This is a genomic window from Streptomyces turgidiscabies Car8, from assembly GCF_000331005.1.
In the GTDB taxonomy this organism is placed as follows: Bacteria; Actinomycetota; Actinomycetes; order Streptomycetales; family Streptomycetaceae; genus Streptomyces; species Streptomyces turgidiscabies.
This window is the reverse complement of record NZ_AEJB01000516.1, coordinates 1-15,786: the sequence shown is the minus strand read 5'-3', so window position 1 is coordinate 15,786 and position 15,786 is coordinate 1. Positions and strand designations below refer to the sequence as shown.

Annotated in this window: 13 protein-coding genes; 7 read left to right on the top strand and 6 right to left on the bottom strand. The window is 71.3% G+C overall.

All coding sequences use genetic code 11. From position 1 onward, the window contains the following. Both scpA and STRTUCAR8_RS37930 read right to left on the bottom strand, forming a co-directional pair. Positions 1-2,156, bottom strand: a 2,156-nt coding sequence (gene scpA, locus STRTUCAR8_RS37935; RefSeq protein ID WP_006381628.1) for a methylmalonyl-CoA mutase, incomplete at its 3' end; no start/stop codon positions are given. After that, positions 2,156-3,964, bottom strand: a complete 1,809-nt coding sequence (locus STRTUCAR8_RS37930) for a methylmalonyl-CoA mutase family protein (protein ID WP_006381630.1) — start codon at positions 3,962-3,964, stop codon at positions 2,156-2,158. The genes STRTUCAR8_RS37930 and scpA, both read right to left, overlap by 1 nt. Positions 3,965-4,256: 292 nt before the next feature. Here STRTUCAR8_RS37930 and STRTUCAR8_RS37925 point away from each other — a divergent pair, with 292 nt between their 5' ends. The 4 genes from STRTUCAR8_RS37925 (at position 4,257) to STRTUCAR8_RS37910 (ending at position 8,506) form a co-directional block, all read left to right on the top strand. Next, a complete protein-coding gene (locus STRTUCAR8_RS37925; RefSeq protein WP_006381624.1) occupies positions 4,257-6,746 on the top strand; it encodes a SpoIIE family protein phosphatase in 2,490 nt (829 codons plus the stop codon). A gap of 44 nt (positions 6,747-6,790) precedes the next feature. Beyond that, entirely contained in the window at positions 6,791-7,180 is a 390-nt protein-coding gene (locus tag STRTUCAR8_RS37920; RefSeq protein WP_006381626.1) for a VOC family protein, read from the top strand. Between the two features lie 93 nt (positions 7,181-7,273). Next, complete coding sequence (locus tag STRTUCAR8_RS37915; protein ID WP_044473579.1) at positions 7,274-7,885, top strand: DinB family protein; 612 nt, start codon at positions 7,274-7,276, stop codon at positions 7,883-7,885. Between the two features lie 138 nt (positions 7,886-8,023). After that, positions 8,024-8,506 carry a VOC family protein gene (locus STRTUCAR8_RS37910; RefSeq protein ID WP_006381618.1) on the top strand — a complete coding sequence of 161 codons (483 nt, stop codon included), beginning with the start codon at positions 8,024-8,026 and terminating at the stop codon, positions 8,504-8,506. Between the two features lie 48 nt (positions 8,507-8,554). On the opposite strand, the gene STRTUCAR8_RS37905 is transcribed toward STRTUCAR8_RS37910, so the two are convergent. The 4 genes from STRTUCAR8_RS37905 to STRTUCAR8_RS48830 all read right to left on the bottom strand — a co-directional run bounded on the left by STRTUCAR8_RS37905 (position 8,555) and on the right by STRTUCAR8_RS48830 (position 12,561). Further along, positions 8,555-10,321, bottom strand: coding sequence for an ABC transporter ATP-binding protein (locus STRTUCAR8_RS37905; RefSeq protein WP_006381621.1), 1,767 nt, complete (start codon positions 10,319-10,321; stop codon positions 8,555-8,557). Positions 10,322-10,417: 96 nt separating this feature from the next. Beyond that, entirely contained in the window at positions 10,418-11,311 is an 894-nt protein-coding gene (locus STRTUCAR8_RS37900; RefSeq protein ID WP_044473577.1) for an aminoglycoside phosphotransferase family protein, read from the bottom strand. Between the two features lie 111 nt (positions 11,312-11,422). Then, on the bottom strand, positions 11,423-12,058 hold the full coding sequence (locus STRTUCAR8_RS37895; protein ID WP_006381623.1) for a DUF3105 domain-containing protein: 636 nt from the start codon (positions 12,056-12,058) through the stop codon (positions 11,423-11,425). A gap of 101 nt (positions 12,059-12,159) precedes the next feature. Then, positions 12,160-12,561 (bottom strand): hypothetical protein, encoded by a 402-nt coding sequence (locus tag STRTUCAR8_RS48830; RefSeq protein ID WP_006381631.1) that lies wholly within the window; start codon positions 12,559-12,561, stop codon positions 12,160-12,162. Positions 12,562-12,807: 246 nt separating this feature from the next. On the opposite strand from STRTUCAR8_RS48830, the gene STRTUCAR8_RS37885 reads away from it, so the two are divergent. From STRTUCAR8_RS37885 to STRTUCAR8_RS37875, 3 genes are all read left to right on the top strand, one after another. After that, positions 12,808-13,617, top strand: coding sequence for a VOC family protein (locus STRTUCAR8_RS37885; protein ID WP_044473578.1), 810 nt, complete (start codon positions 12,808-12,810; stop codon positions 13,615-13,617). Positions 13,618-13,660: 43 nt separating this feature from the next. Continuing rightward, positions 13,661-14,392 carry a ribonuclease H family protein gene (locus STRTUCAR8_RS37880; protein WP_006381619.1) on the top strand — a complete coding sequence of 244 codons (732 nt, stop codon included), beginning with the start codon at positions 13,661-13,663 and terminating at the stop codon, positions 14,390-14,392. A gap of 128 nt (positions 14,393-14,520) precedes the next feature. Next, on the top strand, positions 14,521-15,768 hold the full coding sequence (locus STRTUCAR8_RS37875) for an FAD-dependent monooxygenase (RefSeq protein WP_006381627.1): 1,248 nt from the start codon (positions 14,521-14,523) through the stop codon (positions 15,766-15,768). The last annotated feature ends 18 nt before the right edge of the window (positions 15,769-15,786 follow it).

Sequence of the window (15,786 nt, the reverse complement as noted above, 5' to 3'; positions counted from 1 at the left end):
TCGGCCGAGAGCCGCTGGACGAGGTCGTACGCCGCGTCCGGGATCACCGTCCCGGGCGGGAACACGGCAGCCGCGCCCATCTCCAGCAGGGTCGGCACGTCCTGCGGCGGGATCACCCCGCCGACGACGATCATGATGTCCTCCCGACCCTCGGCCGCCAGCTCCTCGCGCAGCGCCGGTACGAGGGTGAGGTGCCCGGCGGCCAGCGAGGACACCCCGACGATGTGGACGTCCGCCTCCACCGCCTGCCGGGCCACCTCGCCGGGGGTCTGGAACAGGGGGCCGACGTCGACGTCGAAGCCGAGGTCGGCGAAGGCGGTGGCGATCACCTTCTGGCCGCGGTCGTGGCCGTCCTGGCCCATCTTGGCGACCAGGATGCGCGGCCGGCGCCCCTCGGCCTCCTCGAAGGCGTCCACCAGGGTGCGGGTGCGGTCGACGGACGGGGACTCGCCTGCTTCGTTGCGGTACACCCCGGCGATCGTACGGATCTGGCCCGCGTGCCGCCCGTACACCTTCTCCAGCGCGTCGGAGATCTCCCCGACCGTCGCCTTCGCGCGGGCGGCGTTCACCGCCAGCTCCAGCAGGTTGCCCTCACCGCCCGCCGCCCGGGTCAGCGCGTCCAGCGAATCCTGGCAGGCCCGCTCGTCGCGCTCCGCGCGCAGCCGCCGCAGCTTCTCGATCTGCTGGGTGCGTACGGAGGAGTTGTCGACCTTGAGGACGTCGATCTGCTCGTCGGTCTCCACGCGGTACTTGTTCACGCCGATCACCGGCTGCCGCCCGGAGTCGATACGGGCCTGCGTACGGGCCGCGGCCTCCTCGATGCGCAGTTTCGGGATGCCCGCGTCGATGGCCTTGGCCATACCGCCCGCCGCCTCGACCTCCTCGATGTGCTGCCAGGCGCGGCGCGCGAGGTCGTACGTCAGCTTCTCCACGTACGCGCTGCCGCCCCACGGGTCGATGACCCGGGTCGTGCCCGACTCCTGCTGGATCAGCAGCTGCGTGTTGCGGGCGATGCGTGCCGAGAAGTCGGTGGGCAGCGCGAGCGCCTCGTCCAGGGCGTTGGTGTGCAGCGACTGGGTGTGGCCCTGCGTCGCGGCCATCGCCTCCACGGCCGTACGGGTCACGTTGTTGAACACGTCCTGCGCCGTCAGCGACCAGCCGGAGGTCTGCGAATGGGTGCGCAGGGAAAGGGACTTGGCGTTCTGCGGATCGAACTGCCTGACCAGCTTCGCCCACAGCAGGCGCGCCGCGCGCAGCTTGGCGACCTCCATGAAGAAGTTCATGCCGATCGCCCAGAAGAAGGAGAGCCGGGGCGCGAACGCGTCGACGTCCAGGCCTACTTCACGGCCGGCCCGGATGTACTCGACGCCGTCCGCGAGCGTGTACGCCAGCTCCAGATCGGCCGTCGCACCCGCCTCCTGGATGTGATAGCCGGAGATCGAGATGGAGTTGTAGCGGGGCATCCGCTGCGAGGTGAAGGCGAAGATGTCGGAGATGATCCGCATCGACGGCTTCGGCGGATAGATGTAGGTGTTGCGGACCATGAACTCCTTGAGAATGTCGTTCTGGATGGTCCCGGCCAGCTTCTCGGGCGGCACCCCCTGTTCCTCCGCCGCCACGATGTACAGCGCGAGAACGGGCAGCACCGCGCCGTTCATCGTCATCGACACGGTCATCTTGTCGAGGGGGATGCCGTCGAAGAGCTGCCGCATGTCGAGAATCGAGTCGATCGCGACGCCCGCCATACCGACGTCGCCCGTCACGCGCGGGTGGTCGCTGTCGTAACCCCGGTGCGTGGGCAGGTCGAAGGCGACCGACAGGCCCTTCTGGCCGGCCGCGAGGTTGCGGCGGTAGAAGGCGTTCGACTCCTCGGCGGTGGAGAAACCGGCGTACTGGCGGATCGTCCAGGGCTGGTTGACGTACATCGTCGCGTAGGGGCCGCGCAGATACGGGGCGGCACCCGGATACGTCGACAGGAAGTCCAGGCCCTCCAGGTCACGGCCCGTGTAGAGCGGCTTGACCGCGACACCCTCCGGGGTCTCCCAGAAGGCCCCGTCCGAGCCGGTGGCCCCCTTGACGGCCGTACGCCAGTCGCCGGCGTCGGCCCGGGCGGTCGGGGTCCCCAGTTCGATCTTGGAGAAGTCGGGGATTCCCATCAGATCGCTCCCATGCGGTCGAGGGTGGCGGAGAGCACGGCGACGGCGTCGCAGCCCGCGAAGACGTACGCGTCGACGTCCGTGTACTGCCCGGGACGGCCGGCGAGGAACACATGTGAAGCGCCGGCGGCCCTCAGTCCGGCCGCCACGGTCGCGGCCTGCTCCTCGTACAGCGTGTCACTGGAGCAGAGGCACGCTTCGGTGGCGCCGCTCTCCTCGAAGGTGCCCTCCGTGACGGGCTCGACACCGCCCGCCTGGAAGAGGTTCGACACGAAGGTCGTCCGCGCGCTGTGAGCGGCGGCCGGACCGATGGTCGCCAGATAGACGCGCGGCCGGGACCCGGTGGCGGCGAGGTGGGCGTCGGAACGGGCGCGCAGGGCCTCGTACGCCTCGTCGCGCCGTACCCGGGGAAGCCCGCCGGACGGCGGTACGGGCGCGGGCTCGCGGTCCGGGAGGCGCTCGGCGAGATTCGGGAACTCGCTGACCCCGGTGATGGGCTCGCGCCGCTTGGCCAGCTTGGCGGAACGGGTCGCCCAGGTGGTGGCCAGCGCCTCACCGAGGCGGCCGGAACGCAGGGCGGCGGCCTGACCGCCCGAACCCTCGATCCACTGGAAGAACTCCCAGCCCGCGTGGGCGAGTTCGTCGGTGAGCCGCTCCACGTACCAGGAGCCGCCCGCCGGGTCGATCACCCGTGCCAGATGCGACTCCTCGACCAGGATCGTCGAGGTGTTGCGGGCGATCCGGCGCGCGAACGCGTCCGGCAGGCCCAGCGCGTGGTCGAAGGGGAGCACGGTGACCGAGTCGGCGCCGCCGACCCCGGCGGCCAGCGTGGCGACCGTCGTGCGCAGCATGTTCACCCACGGGTCGCGGCGGGACATCATCACCGGCGAGGTCACGGCGTGCTGCGTCTGTGCCCCGGCCGCCGGCGCCCCGGACGCCTCGGCGACCCGGGCCCACAGCCGCCGGGCCGCGCGCAGCTTGGCGATCGTCAGGAACTGGTCGGCGGTGGCCGCGTACCGGAACTCCAGCTGTGCACAGGCCTGTTCGACGGACAGCCCCGCCTCCGTCAGCTCGCGCAGGTAGGCGACCCCGGTCGCCAGGGACGCGCCCAGCTCCTGCGCTGCCGAGCCGCCCGCCTCGTGGTACGGCAGCGCGTCCACGGTCAGGGCGCGCAGCCCCGGGTACTGCTCTGCGCACAGTCGCGCCAGCTCGACGACCGGCGCGAAGGCCAACTCCTCACCCGTACGGGCCTCGTGGCCCAGCGGGTCGCCACCGAGGTTGCCGCGCGCCGCCTCCCGGGCGACGCCCCGCTCCTCGTACAGCCGCAGCAACTCCCGTGCGGCGGGCTCGACTTCCTGTCCGGCGTCGAGGACGACGGGCGCCAGGTCCAGATACACGCCGTCGAGGGCCCGGGCGAGCGACGACACCGGGATCGCGTCCGGGCCGACCGTCAGCCAGAGCGAGGTGACGCCGTTCTCCAGGTCCGCGAGGATCGCGTCGCCGACGAGGGTCGTGTGCTGCTGCCGTACGTCCCAGCCTCCGGCCGTGTTCCCCTCGGGGCGTCCGCCGCGTACGAAGGGGGCGAAGCCGGGGAAGCCGGGGTCGGGGGACTCGTCGTGCGCCGTGTAGAGGGGCCGGGTGGTGAGCCCGTCCTCCAGAGCGGTGGACAGCGCGTCCTCGGCTGTCGCGGCGGAGACCTCCTTGCCCGCTTTGCGCAGGACGCCTTCCACCAGGCGCTGCCACTGCTCATGGGACGTGGAGGGGAACTCGGCGGCCAGCGAGAGCCCGTCGTTGGGCAGGACTGTCATGCCCGGATGCTAGGGCAGAGAGGTCCGGCCACAGCAGAGCCCCAGGCTGTGACCTTGACCTCGACCGATCTGTGACGTCGGCCTCACGGCGGTCCGGGACCCCGCGAGGACGGCTGAGGGCGGCCTCCACGACCCTCCTGCGGGCCGGGACCGGGGGCGCGTACCGGCACCGTGGGGCAACGCGTGTCGGCGCATCGGGCAGGCGCTCCCGAGTGCCGGGCGTGACCTCGTGCGGCGCACCATAATGAGGGGGAGTGCGGCGCCGGAGACAGCGCCGCAGGTGAGGTGGCCCATGGCAGCCCTGAGCGAGCACGACGACGCGGACGTGTCGGCCGACGAGGTCGCCGTCGTGCTGCTCGACAGCGCGGGGATCGTGCGGGGCTGGTCGCATGCGGCGGCCGAACTGCTGGGGCGGCCGGCCGAGCAGGTCTGCGGCCGGCCGATGGCCGGGCTGCTCGTCGATCCGGTGCCGGCGAGCGGTGTGGACACGCCCGGCGATCCCCCGTTCGTACCAACGGGACAGACCGTCTTCCGGCACGCCTCGGGCCTGCCCGTCGAGGCCACCGTCGACGAGGTGCGTCTGGACGGTTCCTCCAAGATCGTCCTGCTGGCGGCGCCGACACGCGACGAGGACGCACAGGAAGAGGAGGCCGGGCAGGAGGACGAGGCCGCGCAGGAACAGGGGTCGTCGCTGCTGACCGCCCTGCTGGCCCAGTCCCTGCTCGGGGTCGTCCTCTGCGACACCGAACTGCGGGTCCTCCTCACGAACGTCACCGCCGAGGTACACGGCTGGCCGCTCCTGCGACCGGGGCACCGTGTCGAGGACGTCATCGCCGCCGAGGACGCGCAGGAGGTCGGTGACCAGCTGCGCCGGGTACTGGCGACGGGGGCGCCGCTGCTCGCACGGGAACAGCGGATGCGCGCACCGGACGGCTCGGGGCGGGAGCGGTACGTGTCGGTGTCCGCCTTCCGGCTGGCGGACGGCCAGGACCGCCCGGCCGGGATCGCGGCGTTCTTCACCGACAGCACGGAACAGCGCCGGGCACGGCGGCGCACCAAGGTCGGCCACGAGGCGTCGGCACGTATCGGGGACTCCCTGGACGTGACCCGCACCGCCCAGGACATCGCCGACGTACTGGTCCCCGGCCTGGGAGACATGGCGACGGTGGAGATGGCCGAGGCGGTGCTGGAGGGCGAGGAACCGTCGAAGGTGATCCTTCCCGGCCACTGGCTGCGGCTCCGCCGGGTGGCCGTCGCCTCTGACACCGGCCCCTGGCCCGCCGAACTCGTCCCCGTGGGCGGTCTGATCCCGCGCTTCCCCGACGTGCCGCAGGTGCGGCGGGCCGCCATACACGGGGACACCGTCTTCAACACGACCCGGCAGGAGATGATCGACCTCCTCGGCGATCCCGAACTCATCCGGGCCACGATGCCGGAGCGGGGGCACTCCGCCGTGGTGTCCCCGCTGTACGCGCGCGGTCTGCTGCTCGGCTTCGTGACCGTCTGGCGGACCGAGCAGCCGGAGGCGTTCGAGCAGGAAGACGCCGACCTGGTGTTCGACATCTCCTCGCGGGCCGCGCTCAGCGTGGACAACGCGCGGCAGTACACGCGCGAACACCGGGCGGCGGTCGCGCTGCAGCAGCGCCTGCTCCCACGCGCCACCACCAGGACCGCGGCGGCCGAGTCGGCGGGCTGCTACGTGCCGGCCGGGGGCGGCGCGGACATCAGCGGCGACTGGTTCGACGCCATCCCGCTGCCGTCGCTGCGGGTCGCGTTCGTCGTCGGCGACGTCTTCGGCCACGGTCTGCACGCGGCGGCGATGATGGGGCGCCTGCGGACCGCGATCCGTACGCTGGCCGACCTCGAACTGGAGCCGGGGGAACTCCTCATCCATCTGGACGACCTCGTCCAGCAGCTCGCCGAGGAAGTCGACCCCCAGGAGAGGGACACCGTCGGCGCCACCTGCCTGTACGCGGTCTACGATCCGCTCTCCGGCAGCTGCGCCCTGGCCAGTGCGGGGCATCCGGCACCCGCGCTGATCGGCCCCGACGGCACCGCCCGGCCCGTCGAGGTGTCCCCGGGACCACCACTCGGCGTCGGCGGCATGCCCTTCGAGGTCACCACCGTCTCCCTGGAACCCGGCAGCACCCTCGCGCTCTACACCGACGGCCTCGTGGAACGGGGAGCGCGTGACGTCGACCAGGGCACCCGCGAACTGCTCGACACCCTCTCGTCGCTCTGCCGGGGCACGGGGACGCTGGAGGAGATGGGCAGCGCCGTCATGGCCGGCGCCGCCGAGCCGCCGCCCCGCGACGACATGGCACTGCTCCTGGCCCGCCCCCGGCTGCTTCCGGCGAACGACATCTCCGACTGGCGGTTTCCCGACGACCCGGCGGCGGTGGCCGAGGCGCGGAACGTGGTCGCGCGCAGACTCGCCGACTGGGGGCTCGACCACCTGGCCTTCAGCACGGAGCTGATCGTCAGCGAACTCGTCACCAACGCGATGCGGTACGCGGGCGGCACCGTCGGACTGCGCCTCTTCCACGACGGCACCACCCTGGTGTGCGAGGTCCGGGACTCCAGCAACACCCAGCCACGCCTGCGCCGGGCACGAGCGGCCGACGAGGGCGGCCGAGGGCTGTTCCTGGTGGCGCAGCTCACCAGACGCTGGGGCAGCCGCTACCACCACAGCGGCAAGACCATCTGGGCGGAGCAGCCGATCGGCGGAGCCCCGCCCGTGGACGACTCGCTCGGCGCGGCGTGGACCGACGCCGCCTCGTAGCGAGCCGTGAACCCCGACGAATCCCAACGAGCAGAGAGCACACCATGAGGATCCATCTGACCAGCGTCTTCGTCGACGACCAGGACAAGGCCCTGCGCTTCTACACGGACGTGCTGGGCTTCGTGAAGAAGACCGAGGTCCCCCTGGGCGCGGACCGGTGGCTGACCGTGGTCTCCCCGGAGGACCCCGACGGGACCGAACTGCTGCTGGAGCCGTCCGGCCACCCCGCGGTGAAGCCGTACCGGGACGCCCTGGTCAAGGACGGAATCCCGGCCACCGCGTTCGCGGTATCCGATGTGCACGCGGAGTACGACCGGCTGCGCGGGCTGGGCGTGCGCTTCACCCAGGAGCCGCGGGAGATGGGCCCGGTCACCACAGCTGTGCTCGACGACACCTGCGGCAACCTGATCCAGATCGTGCACCAGGCGCAGTAGGGGGAACAACTGGCGGTCGGCGACAGGGGGAAGGCCCCGCGCCGGCCCCGAAAACCGGTGGCGGACCGTGTCGACGCACGCGACGATGCCCCCATGGACGCGCGTGAGCACGGCAACGAGGTAACGGCGGCTCGGTGGACGGTCGCGACCGTCTACGACGACATGTGGGTCGACCCGGACGACGACCCGCGCGAGACCGACACCGAGATCGTCGACGAACGCGGCACGCTGCTCGAAGGCCTGCGCCACTACCGCCTCACCGTGGAGATGAAGTGCGCCGGCCTGGACGCCGAACAGATGGCCCGGCGCTCCGTACCGCCGTCCACGATGTCCCTGCTCGGGCTGGTACGGCACCTGACCGAGGACGAACGGCACTTCCGCCGGGTGATGGCCGGCGACGACGCGCCCAAGCTGTACCGCACCGACGACGACCGTGACGGCGACTGGAACGGCGCGGTCGCCGATCCGGCGGTCGTGGAGGACGCCTGGAAGCAGTGGCGGGCGGAGACGGAACTCACCGACCGCTTCATCGCCGGTGTCTCCGACCTCGGCACCACGAACGCCGGCTTCTCCGATTTCGGCGCCGAGTCCGGCGGGCAGCTGCAGCTCCGTGACGTCCTGTCGGCGCATGTCAACGAGTACGCGCGGCACTGCGGCCACGCCGACCTCCTGCGCGAGTGCATCGACGGCCGCGTGGGCCAGTGACCACCGGTGCGGGAGCGGCTCGGCACCGCTGAGTCACCACTGAGCGGGCCCGGCCGGAGAACCTGTCGCGCCACCGATGAGTTTCCGTCCGAGGATCGGTCGAAAGAGGTGACAGGTTCCCGCTCCAGGAGGTATCCCATGACCACCGACGGATTCACCACGTGTCTCTGGTTCGACGGCCAGGCCGAGGAAGCCGCCCACTTCTACGTCTCCGTCTTCAAGAACTCGACCATCGGCAAAATCGGCTACTACAACGAGGCCGGCCCCGCCCCCGCCGGCGGTGTGCTGGCCGTCGACTTCGTGGCCAACGGCCAGAAGTTCGTCGCCCTGAACGGCGGCCCGCAGTTCACGTTCAGCGAGGCCGTCTCCTTCCAGATCTACTGCGCGGACCAGCAGGAGGTCGACCACTACTGGGCCAAGCTCACCGAGGGCGGCGGCGAGGGCGGCCCCTGCGGTTGGCTCAAGGACAAGTACGGCCTGTCCTGGCAGGTCATCCCGGACGGCCTGATCGAGATGATCAGCGACCCGGACCAGGAGAAGGCCGTCCGGACCACCAAGGCCATGTACGCGATGAGCAAGCTGGACATCGCCGCCCTGAAGAAGGCGTACGCGGGGGAGTAGGGGCGAGCCGGCCGGCCGTCGGCCCGAGCCGCCCCCCTCCCGGGCGGTTCAGGCCGGCTGTCCGCTGTGCAGCGCCGTGTAGAGACCGCCGCGCCGCAGCAGCTCCTCGTGCGGGCCGACCTCCCGGACGGCGCCGTCCTCCATCACCACGATGCGGTCCGCTCCCTGGATCGTCGACAGCCGGTGCGCGACGACGAACGTCGTACGGCCCCGCATCAGCCGCGCCAGCGCCTCCTGCACGAGCGCCTCCGACCGGGTGTCCAGCGCGGAGGTCGCCTCGTCGAGGATCAGCACCCGGGGATCGCGGATCAGCGCCCGCGCGATGGCGAGCCGCTGCCGCTGGCCCCCCGACAGCCGGGCACCGTGCTCACCGACCACGGTGTCGACGCCGTGCGGCAGCCGGTCGACGAACTCCAGCGCGTTGGCGTCGCGCAGCGCGGCCCGCACCGCCGCGTCGTCGGCCTCGTCCATGCCGTACGCCACGTTCTCCCGGACGGTCCCGTCGAACAGGATCGACTCCTGCGGTACCACCGACACGAACCGCCGGTACGTGCGCAGGTCCAGCGTGCTCATGTCGGTCCCGTCGAGCAGCAGCCGCCCCGACGTCGGCCGGATGAACCCGATCACGAGGTTCAGCACGGTCGACTTCCCGGCTCCCGAGGCGCCGACCAGCGCGATCGTCTCGCCGGCAGACACGGTGAGACCGAAGTCCCGTACGGCGGACCGCCCGCCCTCGTCGTACGCGTACCCGACACCGTCGAACGTCACCGCACCCCGCAGCTCGCGCACGGCGACCTTCCCGGCGTTGTCCTCCAGCTCGGGCGCCTCCAGCACCTCGCCGACCGAACGCACGGACTCCAGGCCCTTGGTGATGACCGGGGCGAGCCCGGCGAGGGTCGTCGTGGAGTTGGTGAGGGTGGTCAGGAACGCGCTCAGCATGACCACATCACCCGGGGTGACGCCCCAGACGCCGTAGTACGAGACCAGCGCCGCGCCCGTCAGGAACAGCACGCCGACCGCGTTGAGGAAAACCCAGGCCAGCGAGGCGAACCGCCCGTTGAGCAGGTCGAGGCGGAGCCCTGAGCTGAGCACCTGGCGCAGCGTCCGGTCCATCCGGCCCAGGGCCTTGCCCTCCAGCCCGTGAGCCCGCGTCACGGAGATCAGCCGGGTCATCTCGTGCACCCGCGAGGACAACTGCTCGACCTCGTGGCGGAAGCTCTCGTTCTGGACGCGCAGCCGTGTCCGCATCCTGACGATGAGCAGGGCCGCCACCGGCACGACCAGCAGGAACACGGGCAGGAACTCGGGCGTACGCACCCCGATGACGACCAGCCCGCCCGCCAGGACGGTGAGCGCGCCGAGCCCGGAGTCGGAGCTCTGCTGCACCATCTGCTCGACGGTCTCCACATCGCGGACGACCTTGGCCTGGAGCACGCCCGCGCTGACCCGGGAGTGGTAGCCGATGGACAGCTGCTGCATCCGGGTGCACAGGGCGGAGCGCAGATCGGTCCCCATGCGGCGCACACTGCCGTACAGCAGCCGCACGTACAGCAGGTGCAGCGGCGGATTCACCACCAGGATCAGCATGATGACCCCGGAACTGAGCCAGAGTCCGCCGAGCGGGCGGTGCTCGACGACGGTGTCGACGATGTCCGCGGTGATCAGCGGCAGCAGCCACACCGGGCTGTGCTTGACGGTGAAGACGACCAGTGCGACGCCGAGCCGCCACCGGTCGGCACGGAACAGATAGGCGAGGGTGCGTATCGGGTGCTCGCCCCGGTAGCGATGGTCGAGTGGCTGCTCGGACGACGCCATGAACGGGGGTCCTCCTTGGGGAACCGGGCTGTTGGCAAGCGCTTTCTGCCCTCTGGGTGCCGGTCTACACCCGACACCCGGGGCTTGGGCCGGGCTTTACTCGGCGAGGATCTCCCTGATCACATGCCGGGAGTTCGCGGCGAGCACCGGATTCGTCACCCGGTAGTACGGCAGCTGGATCAACGAGATCGACAGCGCCCAGCCGCGCCCCCGCGCCCACTCGGCGTCGTCGGCGCCGACCGCCTCGCGGAAGGTGTCACGGACACCCGCGGGCAGCAGGTTCCAGGCCACGATGAGGTCGACGGCCGGATCACCGATCCCGGTACAGCCGAAGTCGATCACGGCACTCAGCCGCCCCTCGGTGACCAGCACGTTCCCCGGGGAGAGGTCCGCGTGCGCCCAGACGGGCGGGCCCGCGTGTTCGGGAGCCCGCAGGGCCTCCTCCCACAGGGCTGTCACTGCCTCCGTGTCCACCCTGTCCGCCGTCCCCGTCAGCCGGGCGAGGGCCGCGCGTGTGTCCGTGTCCCGTGCCGACAGCGGAACGGCCCTGGCGTGGGCCGGCCCGTCGCCGGCGTCGACGCGGCGCAGGGCGCGGACGAAGCCGGCGAGTTCCCGGGCCAGTGTCTCGGGGGAGCGGAGGGCGTCGACCGCCGGATTCCGCCCGTCCAGCCAGCCGTACACGGACCAGGGCCAGGGGAACTCCTCGTCGGCGCCGCCCCGCCCGAGCGGCTCGGGCACGGCGACCGGGAGCCGAGGTCCCAGCAGGGAGAGCCAGCGCTGCTCGTGCTCGATGCTGCTGACCGCGCCGGGATGTCTCGGCAGCCGGACCACCAGGTCACAGCCGAGCCGGAACATGGCGTTCTCGGTCCCGGCGGACTCCAGCCGCTCCACCGGCAGACCCGCCCACTCGGGAAACCGGCGGGCGATCAGGCGTCGGACCAGCGAGGCATCGATCGCCACCTCGTCCGAATGCATCCTCATGGCACACATGGGCCCATCCCAGCCGCCGACGGGCCCGTGGTCCACCGAATTTCCACGGCCCGGAAACGCGGGCGCCGGCGCGGGGCGGCCGGTGCGAACGCCCCGCGGCCGGGCCTCAGTTCACGGCGTCATCCCGTTGGTGCACGCGGCACCGGGCTCGGGCGTCTGCTCACCCTGGACGTACTTGTCGAGGAACGCGGCGACCCGGGGGTCCGACGCCTTGTCCACCTTGAGCTGGTGCTCCCAGGCGCTGAGCACGATCGGCGACGACTGGTCCTCGTACGGACTCATGAAGGTGTACGACGTGTTGGTCACCTTCTCGGAGAGCGTCTCGACGTCCGCCTTGGCCGCCTTGTCGTTGTACGTGATCCAGACGGCGCCGTGTTCGAGGGCGTGCACCGCGTTCTCGTTGGGGACCACCTTCGTGTAGACCTGCCGGTCGCAGTTCACCCACACCTGGTTGTGGTCGCCGCCCACGGGCGGGCTCATCTTGTAGGTGACGGCCTTGGCGACGTGGTTCTGGGTGAGCTTGGACCAGCTCTTCACGCCCGAGATCGGCGCCGCCTTCGCCTCTTCCTTGTCCTGGGCGGAGTCGACGAGAAACCAGCCGCCGCCGGCCAGGCCGACGAGTATGACGGCGGTCGCCCCGAGCGTGAGCAGCCGCATACGGCGCTCACGGGCCTGCTCGGTCTTGCGCAGCTCCTCCATGTGGGCGCGGCGGGCCGCGGTCTTCGCCTTGGCGTTGGATGTACCCATGGGATGTCCTTCTCCTCGCCGTGCCTGTCTCCGGGCACGGCGCTGCAAGCTGGGGTGATGGTCGTGGCTGAGGGGGTCGGCCCCGGGGGCCCGGCCGCGGTCTAGACCCGGAGCAGTTGCAGTTCGTGGAGGTCGGGAGGGCGGGCGGTGCCCGGGATCCGCGACGGGCCGAGCGGCAGCCGGGCGGGGCCGGTGCCCGGCTGGTCCAGCGCGGCGGCCCGGTCCGCGCCGACGGAGGGGGCGTGGTTGAGGACGCCGTGCTGCCCGGTGGCGTGACAGCTGTGGTGCGGACTCTCCTGGCAGGGGTCCCGGTCGGCGATGTGCGCGACGTGCGCGGACGCCGACCGCGAGGTCCCGGCGTCCGGCGAGGGCAGGGAGCCGGCGCAGGTGAACGCGAACGTCGCGAGGGCGAGCACGAGGACCATGACGCCGCCCAGCAGGTGCGGAAGGCCGCCGCGGGCATGCCGCGCCGCGAGGCGGCGTCGCACCCGTGCAGCGGACATCTGGACACCTGGAGGTAGGGGAAGGGCCAAGGAGACGAGCGCCGATGAAATTATCAGACCGCAGCGGCGTGTTGCTGCCGCACCCTGGGCTCCAGCGGCCGGAGGGGAGCCGCACGGCGAGGACAGGTCCTCGCGCTCTCCGGTCCGTAACAGCGCGGAGCGTTCGGCGCGCGGCCCGGACGAAGCCTGACTAGCGTGAGGATCCGGACAGCCCGCGAGTTCGACGAGACCGGAGAGGCCGCAGCCATGGCCGTGCAACCTGAGGGAACCCCCTGTTGGGCCGACGCGATGTTCAGCGACGTCGAGGGAGCCAAGAGCTTCTACGGCGAGGTGCTGGGCTGGACCTTCGGCGAGTCGTCGTCGGAGTACGGCAACTACACGCAGGCGTACGCAGACGGCAAGGCGGTCGCCGCGGTCGTCCCGCCCATGCCCGGCCAGGAGGGGCAGTCGGCGTGGTGCCTGTACCTGGCCTCACCGGACGCCGCCGCCACCGCCTCCAGGATCCGTGACAACGGCGGAGAGCTGCTGATGGAGCCGATGCAGGTGGGCGAGTTCGGCACCATGTGCCTGGCCCGCGACCCCAGCGGTGTCGTCTTCGGCGTCTGGCAGGGCGGTACCCACGAGGGCTTCGAGGCGGGACCGGAGCAGCCCGGCGCCTACTGCTGGGCCGAGGTCTTCACGCGCGAGGCCGAGAGGTCGGACACCTTCTTTCAGGACGTCTTCGGCTACTCGGCCAAGCAGATGCAGGACGACGCCGTCGACTTCCGCATGTACAACCTGGGCGAGAACGGCGAGAACACAGTCCTCGGCCGGATGCGGATGACGGACGACTTCCCGCCCGAGATGCCGCCCTACATCAACGTGTACTTCAACGTCGGCAACTGCGACGACGCCGTCGCCACGGCCACGAAGCTCGGCGCGGTGCTGCGCTTCGGGCCGATGGACACCCCGTTCGGCAGGTTCGCCGCACTGAGCGATCCGCAGGGCGCCAACTTCTCCGTCATCGACGTCACGACGACGGCGGGTGAGCTGCCCAAGTCGGTGGACGTGGGCTGAGCGGGGCGGCCCACGAGGGCCGGGAGCCCGCCGCACGCATGGCATGATCGAGCGCATGCGTGAACGTGTGGTGGCCGCGTGCGACGGGGCTTCGAAGGGAAATCCGGGACCGGCGGGCTGGGCCTGGGTGGTGGCCGACGGTTCGGAGAGCCCCGATCGCTGGGAGGCCGGGCCGCTCGGCCGGGCCACCAACAACGTCGCCGAACTCACCGCGCTGGAACGCCTGTTGACGGCTGTCGCGCCGGACGTACCGCTGGAGATCCGGATGGACTCCCAGTACGCGATGAAGGCCGTCACCACCTGGCTGCCCGGCTGGAAGCGCAAGGGCTGGAAGACGGCCGCCGGCAAGCCGGTCGCCAACCAGGAACTCGTCGTCCGTATCGACGAACTGCTCGCCGGCCGCTCGGTCGAGTTCCGTTACGTACCCGCCCACCAGGTCGACGGCGACAAGCTCAACGACTTCGCCGACCGCGCCGCCAGCCAGGCCGCGATCGTGCAGCAGCCGGCCGGCAGCGACCTCGGCTCCCCTCAGCCCCCGGCCTCGCCCGACACCCCGCGCTCTTCGTCCACGAAGTCGTCCGGCACGAAGTCGTCCGGCACCTCCGGCACCAAGACGTCCCGTCCGCGAAGCGGCGGTTCGGGCAGCTCCAACCGCACCCTCAAGGCCAAGTTCCCCGGCCGCTGCCTCTGCGGAAAGTCCTACGCGGCCGGCGAGACCATCGCCAAGAACGCCCAGGGCTGGGGCCACCCGGAGTGCCGTACGGCCGACGCCTGAGCACACCGGACCACACCCGGCGTCAACCCGCACGTCGTCTGCCGACCGGTGGACGGCGTTTCGGCGCGCTCGCATCCTGCTACCCTCCGACGCGAACTGACCACCTTCCGTAATCGTTAGGGGTGTGTGTGAAGGTCGCCTGTGTCGGAGGCGGGCCCGCCGGCCTGTATCTCTCGATCCTGTTGAAGCTGCGGGATCCGTCCCACGAGGTTACCGTGTACGAGCGCGACCCGGCGGGCTCGACCTATGGCTGGGGCGTCACCTACTGGCGCGGACTGCTCGACAAGCTCCACGAGCACGACCCCGAGTCCGCGCGGGCCGTCGCCGACGCCTCGGTGTCCTGGAACGACGGAGTCGCCCGCGTGGGTGACAGCGAGACCAGACACCCGGGCGACGAGGGCTTCGGCATCGGCCGCCACAAGTTCCTCGACATCCTCGCCGACCGGGCCCGGCAACTGGGCGTACGGCTGGAGTTCGAGCACGGGATCACCGACGCGGACGACAAGGCGCTGGCCGGCGCCGATCTCGTCGTGGCCGCCGACGGTGTCAACAGCGCGCTGCGCGAACAGCACACCGAACACTTCGGCGCCCACCTCAGGGCCGGACGCAACCGGTACATCTGGCTCGGCACCACCAAGGTCTTCGACGCCTTCACCTTCGACTTCAAGGAGACGGAGCACGGCTGGATCTGGTGCTACGGCTACGGCTACAGCCCGGACAACAGCACCTGCGTCGTCGAATGCGCCCCCGAGACCTGGAGCGGACTCGGCCTCGACCGGGCCGACGAGGCCGACGGTCTGGCCCTGCTGGAGAAGTTCTTCGGCGACCTGCTGGACGGCCACCCCCTGATCGGCCGCGCCGCCGCCGACGGCGCCGCCCAGTGGCTCAACTTCCGCACCCTCACCAACCGGACCTGGCGCCGCGGCAACCTCGTCCTGCTCGGTGACGCCGCCCACACCACGCACTACTCCATCGGCGCCGGCACCACTCTCGCGCTGGAGGACGCCATCGCCCTGGCCGACGCCCTGCACGCCCACCCCGAGCTCCCCGCGGCCCTCGCCGCCTACGAGGAGCGGCGCACGTCGGAGCTGCTCTCCATCCAGAGCGCGGCCCGCTACAGCGCCCAGTGGTACGAGAACCTGCCGCGCTACATCCGGCTGCCCCCGGCCCGAATGTTCGCCCTGCTCGGCCAGCGCCACTCACCCCTGCTGCCCTATGTGCCGCCCCAGCTGTACTACGGCATCGACCGGGCGGCGGGGCGCCTCGAATCGCTGCGCCGGTTCAAGCGGTGGCTGGGCCCGAAGCTCGCCAGGACCGCACAGACACGGGTGCTGGCCTCCCGTACCCGGGAAGACGCCGAGGTCTCCGGTAAATAGCCAGGTCACGGCCGGTGT

Excerpts from the sequence above, each read along its gene's own strand:
- STRTUCAR8_RS37925 (WP_006381624.1), top strand. The coding sequence starts at position 4,257 with ATGGCAGCCCTGAGCGAGCACGACGACGCGGACGTGTCGGCCGACGAG.
- STRTUCAR8_RS37900 (WP_044473577.1), bottom strand. The coding sequence starts at position 11,311 with ATGTGTGCCATGAGGATGCATTCGGACGAGGTGGCGATCGATGCCTCG.
- STRTUCAR8_RS37920 (WP_006381626.1), top strand. The coding sequence starts at position 6,791 with ATGAGGATCCATCTGACCAGCGTCTTCGTCGACGACCAGGACAAGGCC.
- STRTUCAR8_RS37905 (WP_006381621.1), bottom strand. The coding sequence starts at position 10,321 with ATGGCGTCGTCCGAGCAGCCACTCGACCATCGCTACCGGGGCGAGCAC.
- STRTUCAR8_RS48830 (WP_006381631.1), bottom strand. The coding sequence starts at position 12,561 with ATGTCCGCTGCACGGGTGCGACGCCGCCTCGCGGCGCGGCATGCCCGC.
- STRTUCAR8_RS37895 (WP_006381623.1), bottom strand. The coding sequence starts at position 12,058 with ATGGGTACATCCAACGCCAAGGCGAAGACCGCGGCCCGCCGCGCCCAC.
- STRTUCAR8_RS37930 (WP_006381630.1), bottom strand. The coding sequence starts at position 3,964 with ATGACAGTCCTGCCCAACGACGGGCTCTCGCTGGCCGCCGAGTTCCCC.
- STRTUCAR8_RS37915 (WP_044473579.1), top strand. The coding sequence starts at position 7,274 with ATGGACGCGCGTGAGCACGGCAACGAGGTAACGGCGGCTCGGTGGACG.
- STRTUCAR8_RS37880 (WP_006381619.1), top strand. The coding sequence starts at position 13,661 with ATGATCGAGCGCATGCGTGAACGTGTGGTGGCCGCGTGCGACGGGGCT.
- STRTUCAR8_RS37885 (WP_044473578.1), top strand. The coding sequence starts at position 12,808 with ATGGCCGTGCAACCTGAGGGAACCCCCTGTTGGGCCGACGCGATGTTC.
- STRTUCAR8_RS37910 (WP_006381618.1), top strand. The coding sequence starts at position 8,024 with ATGACCACCGACGGATTCACCACGTGTCTCTGGTTCGACGGCCAGGCC.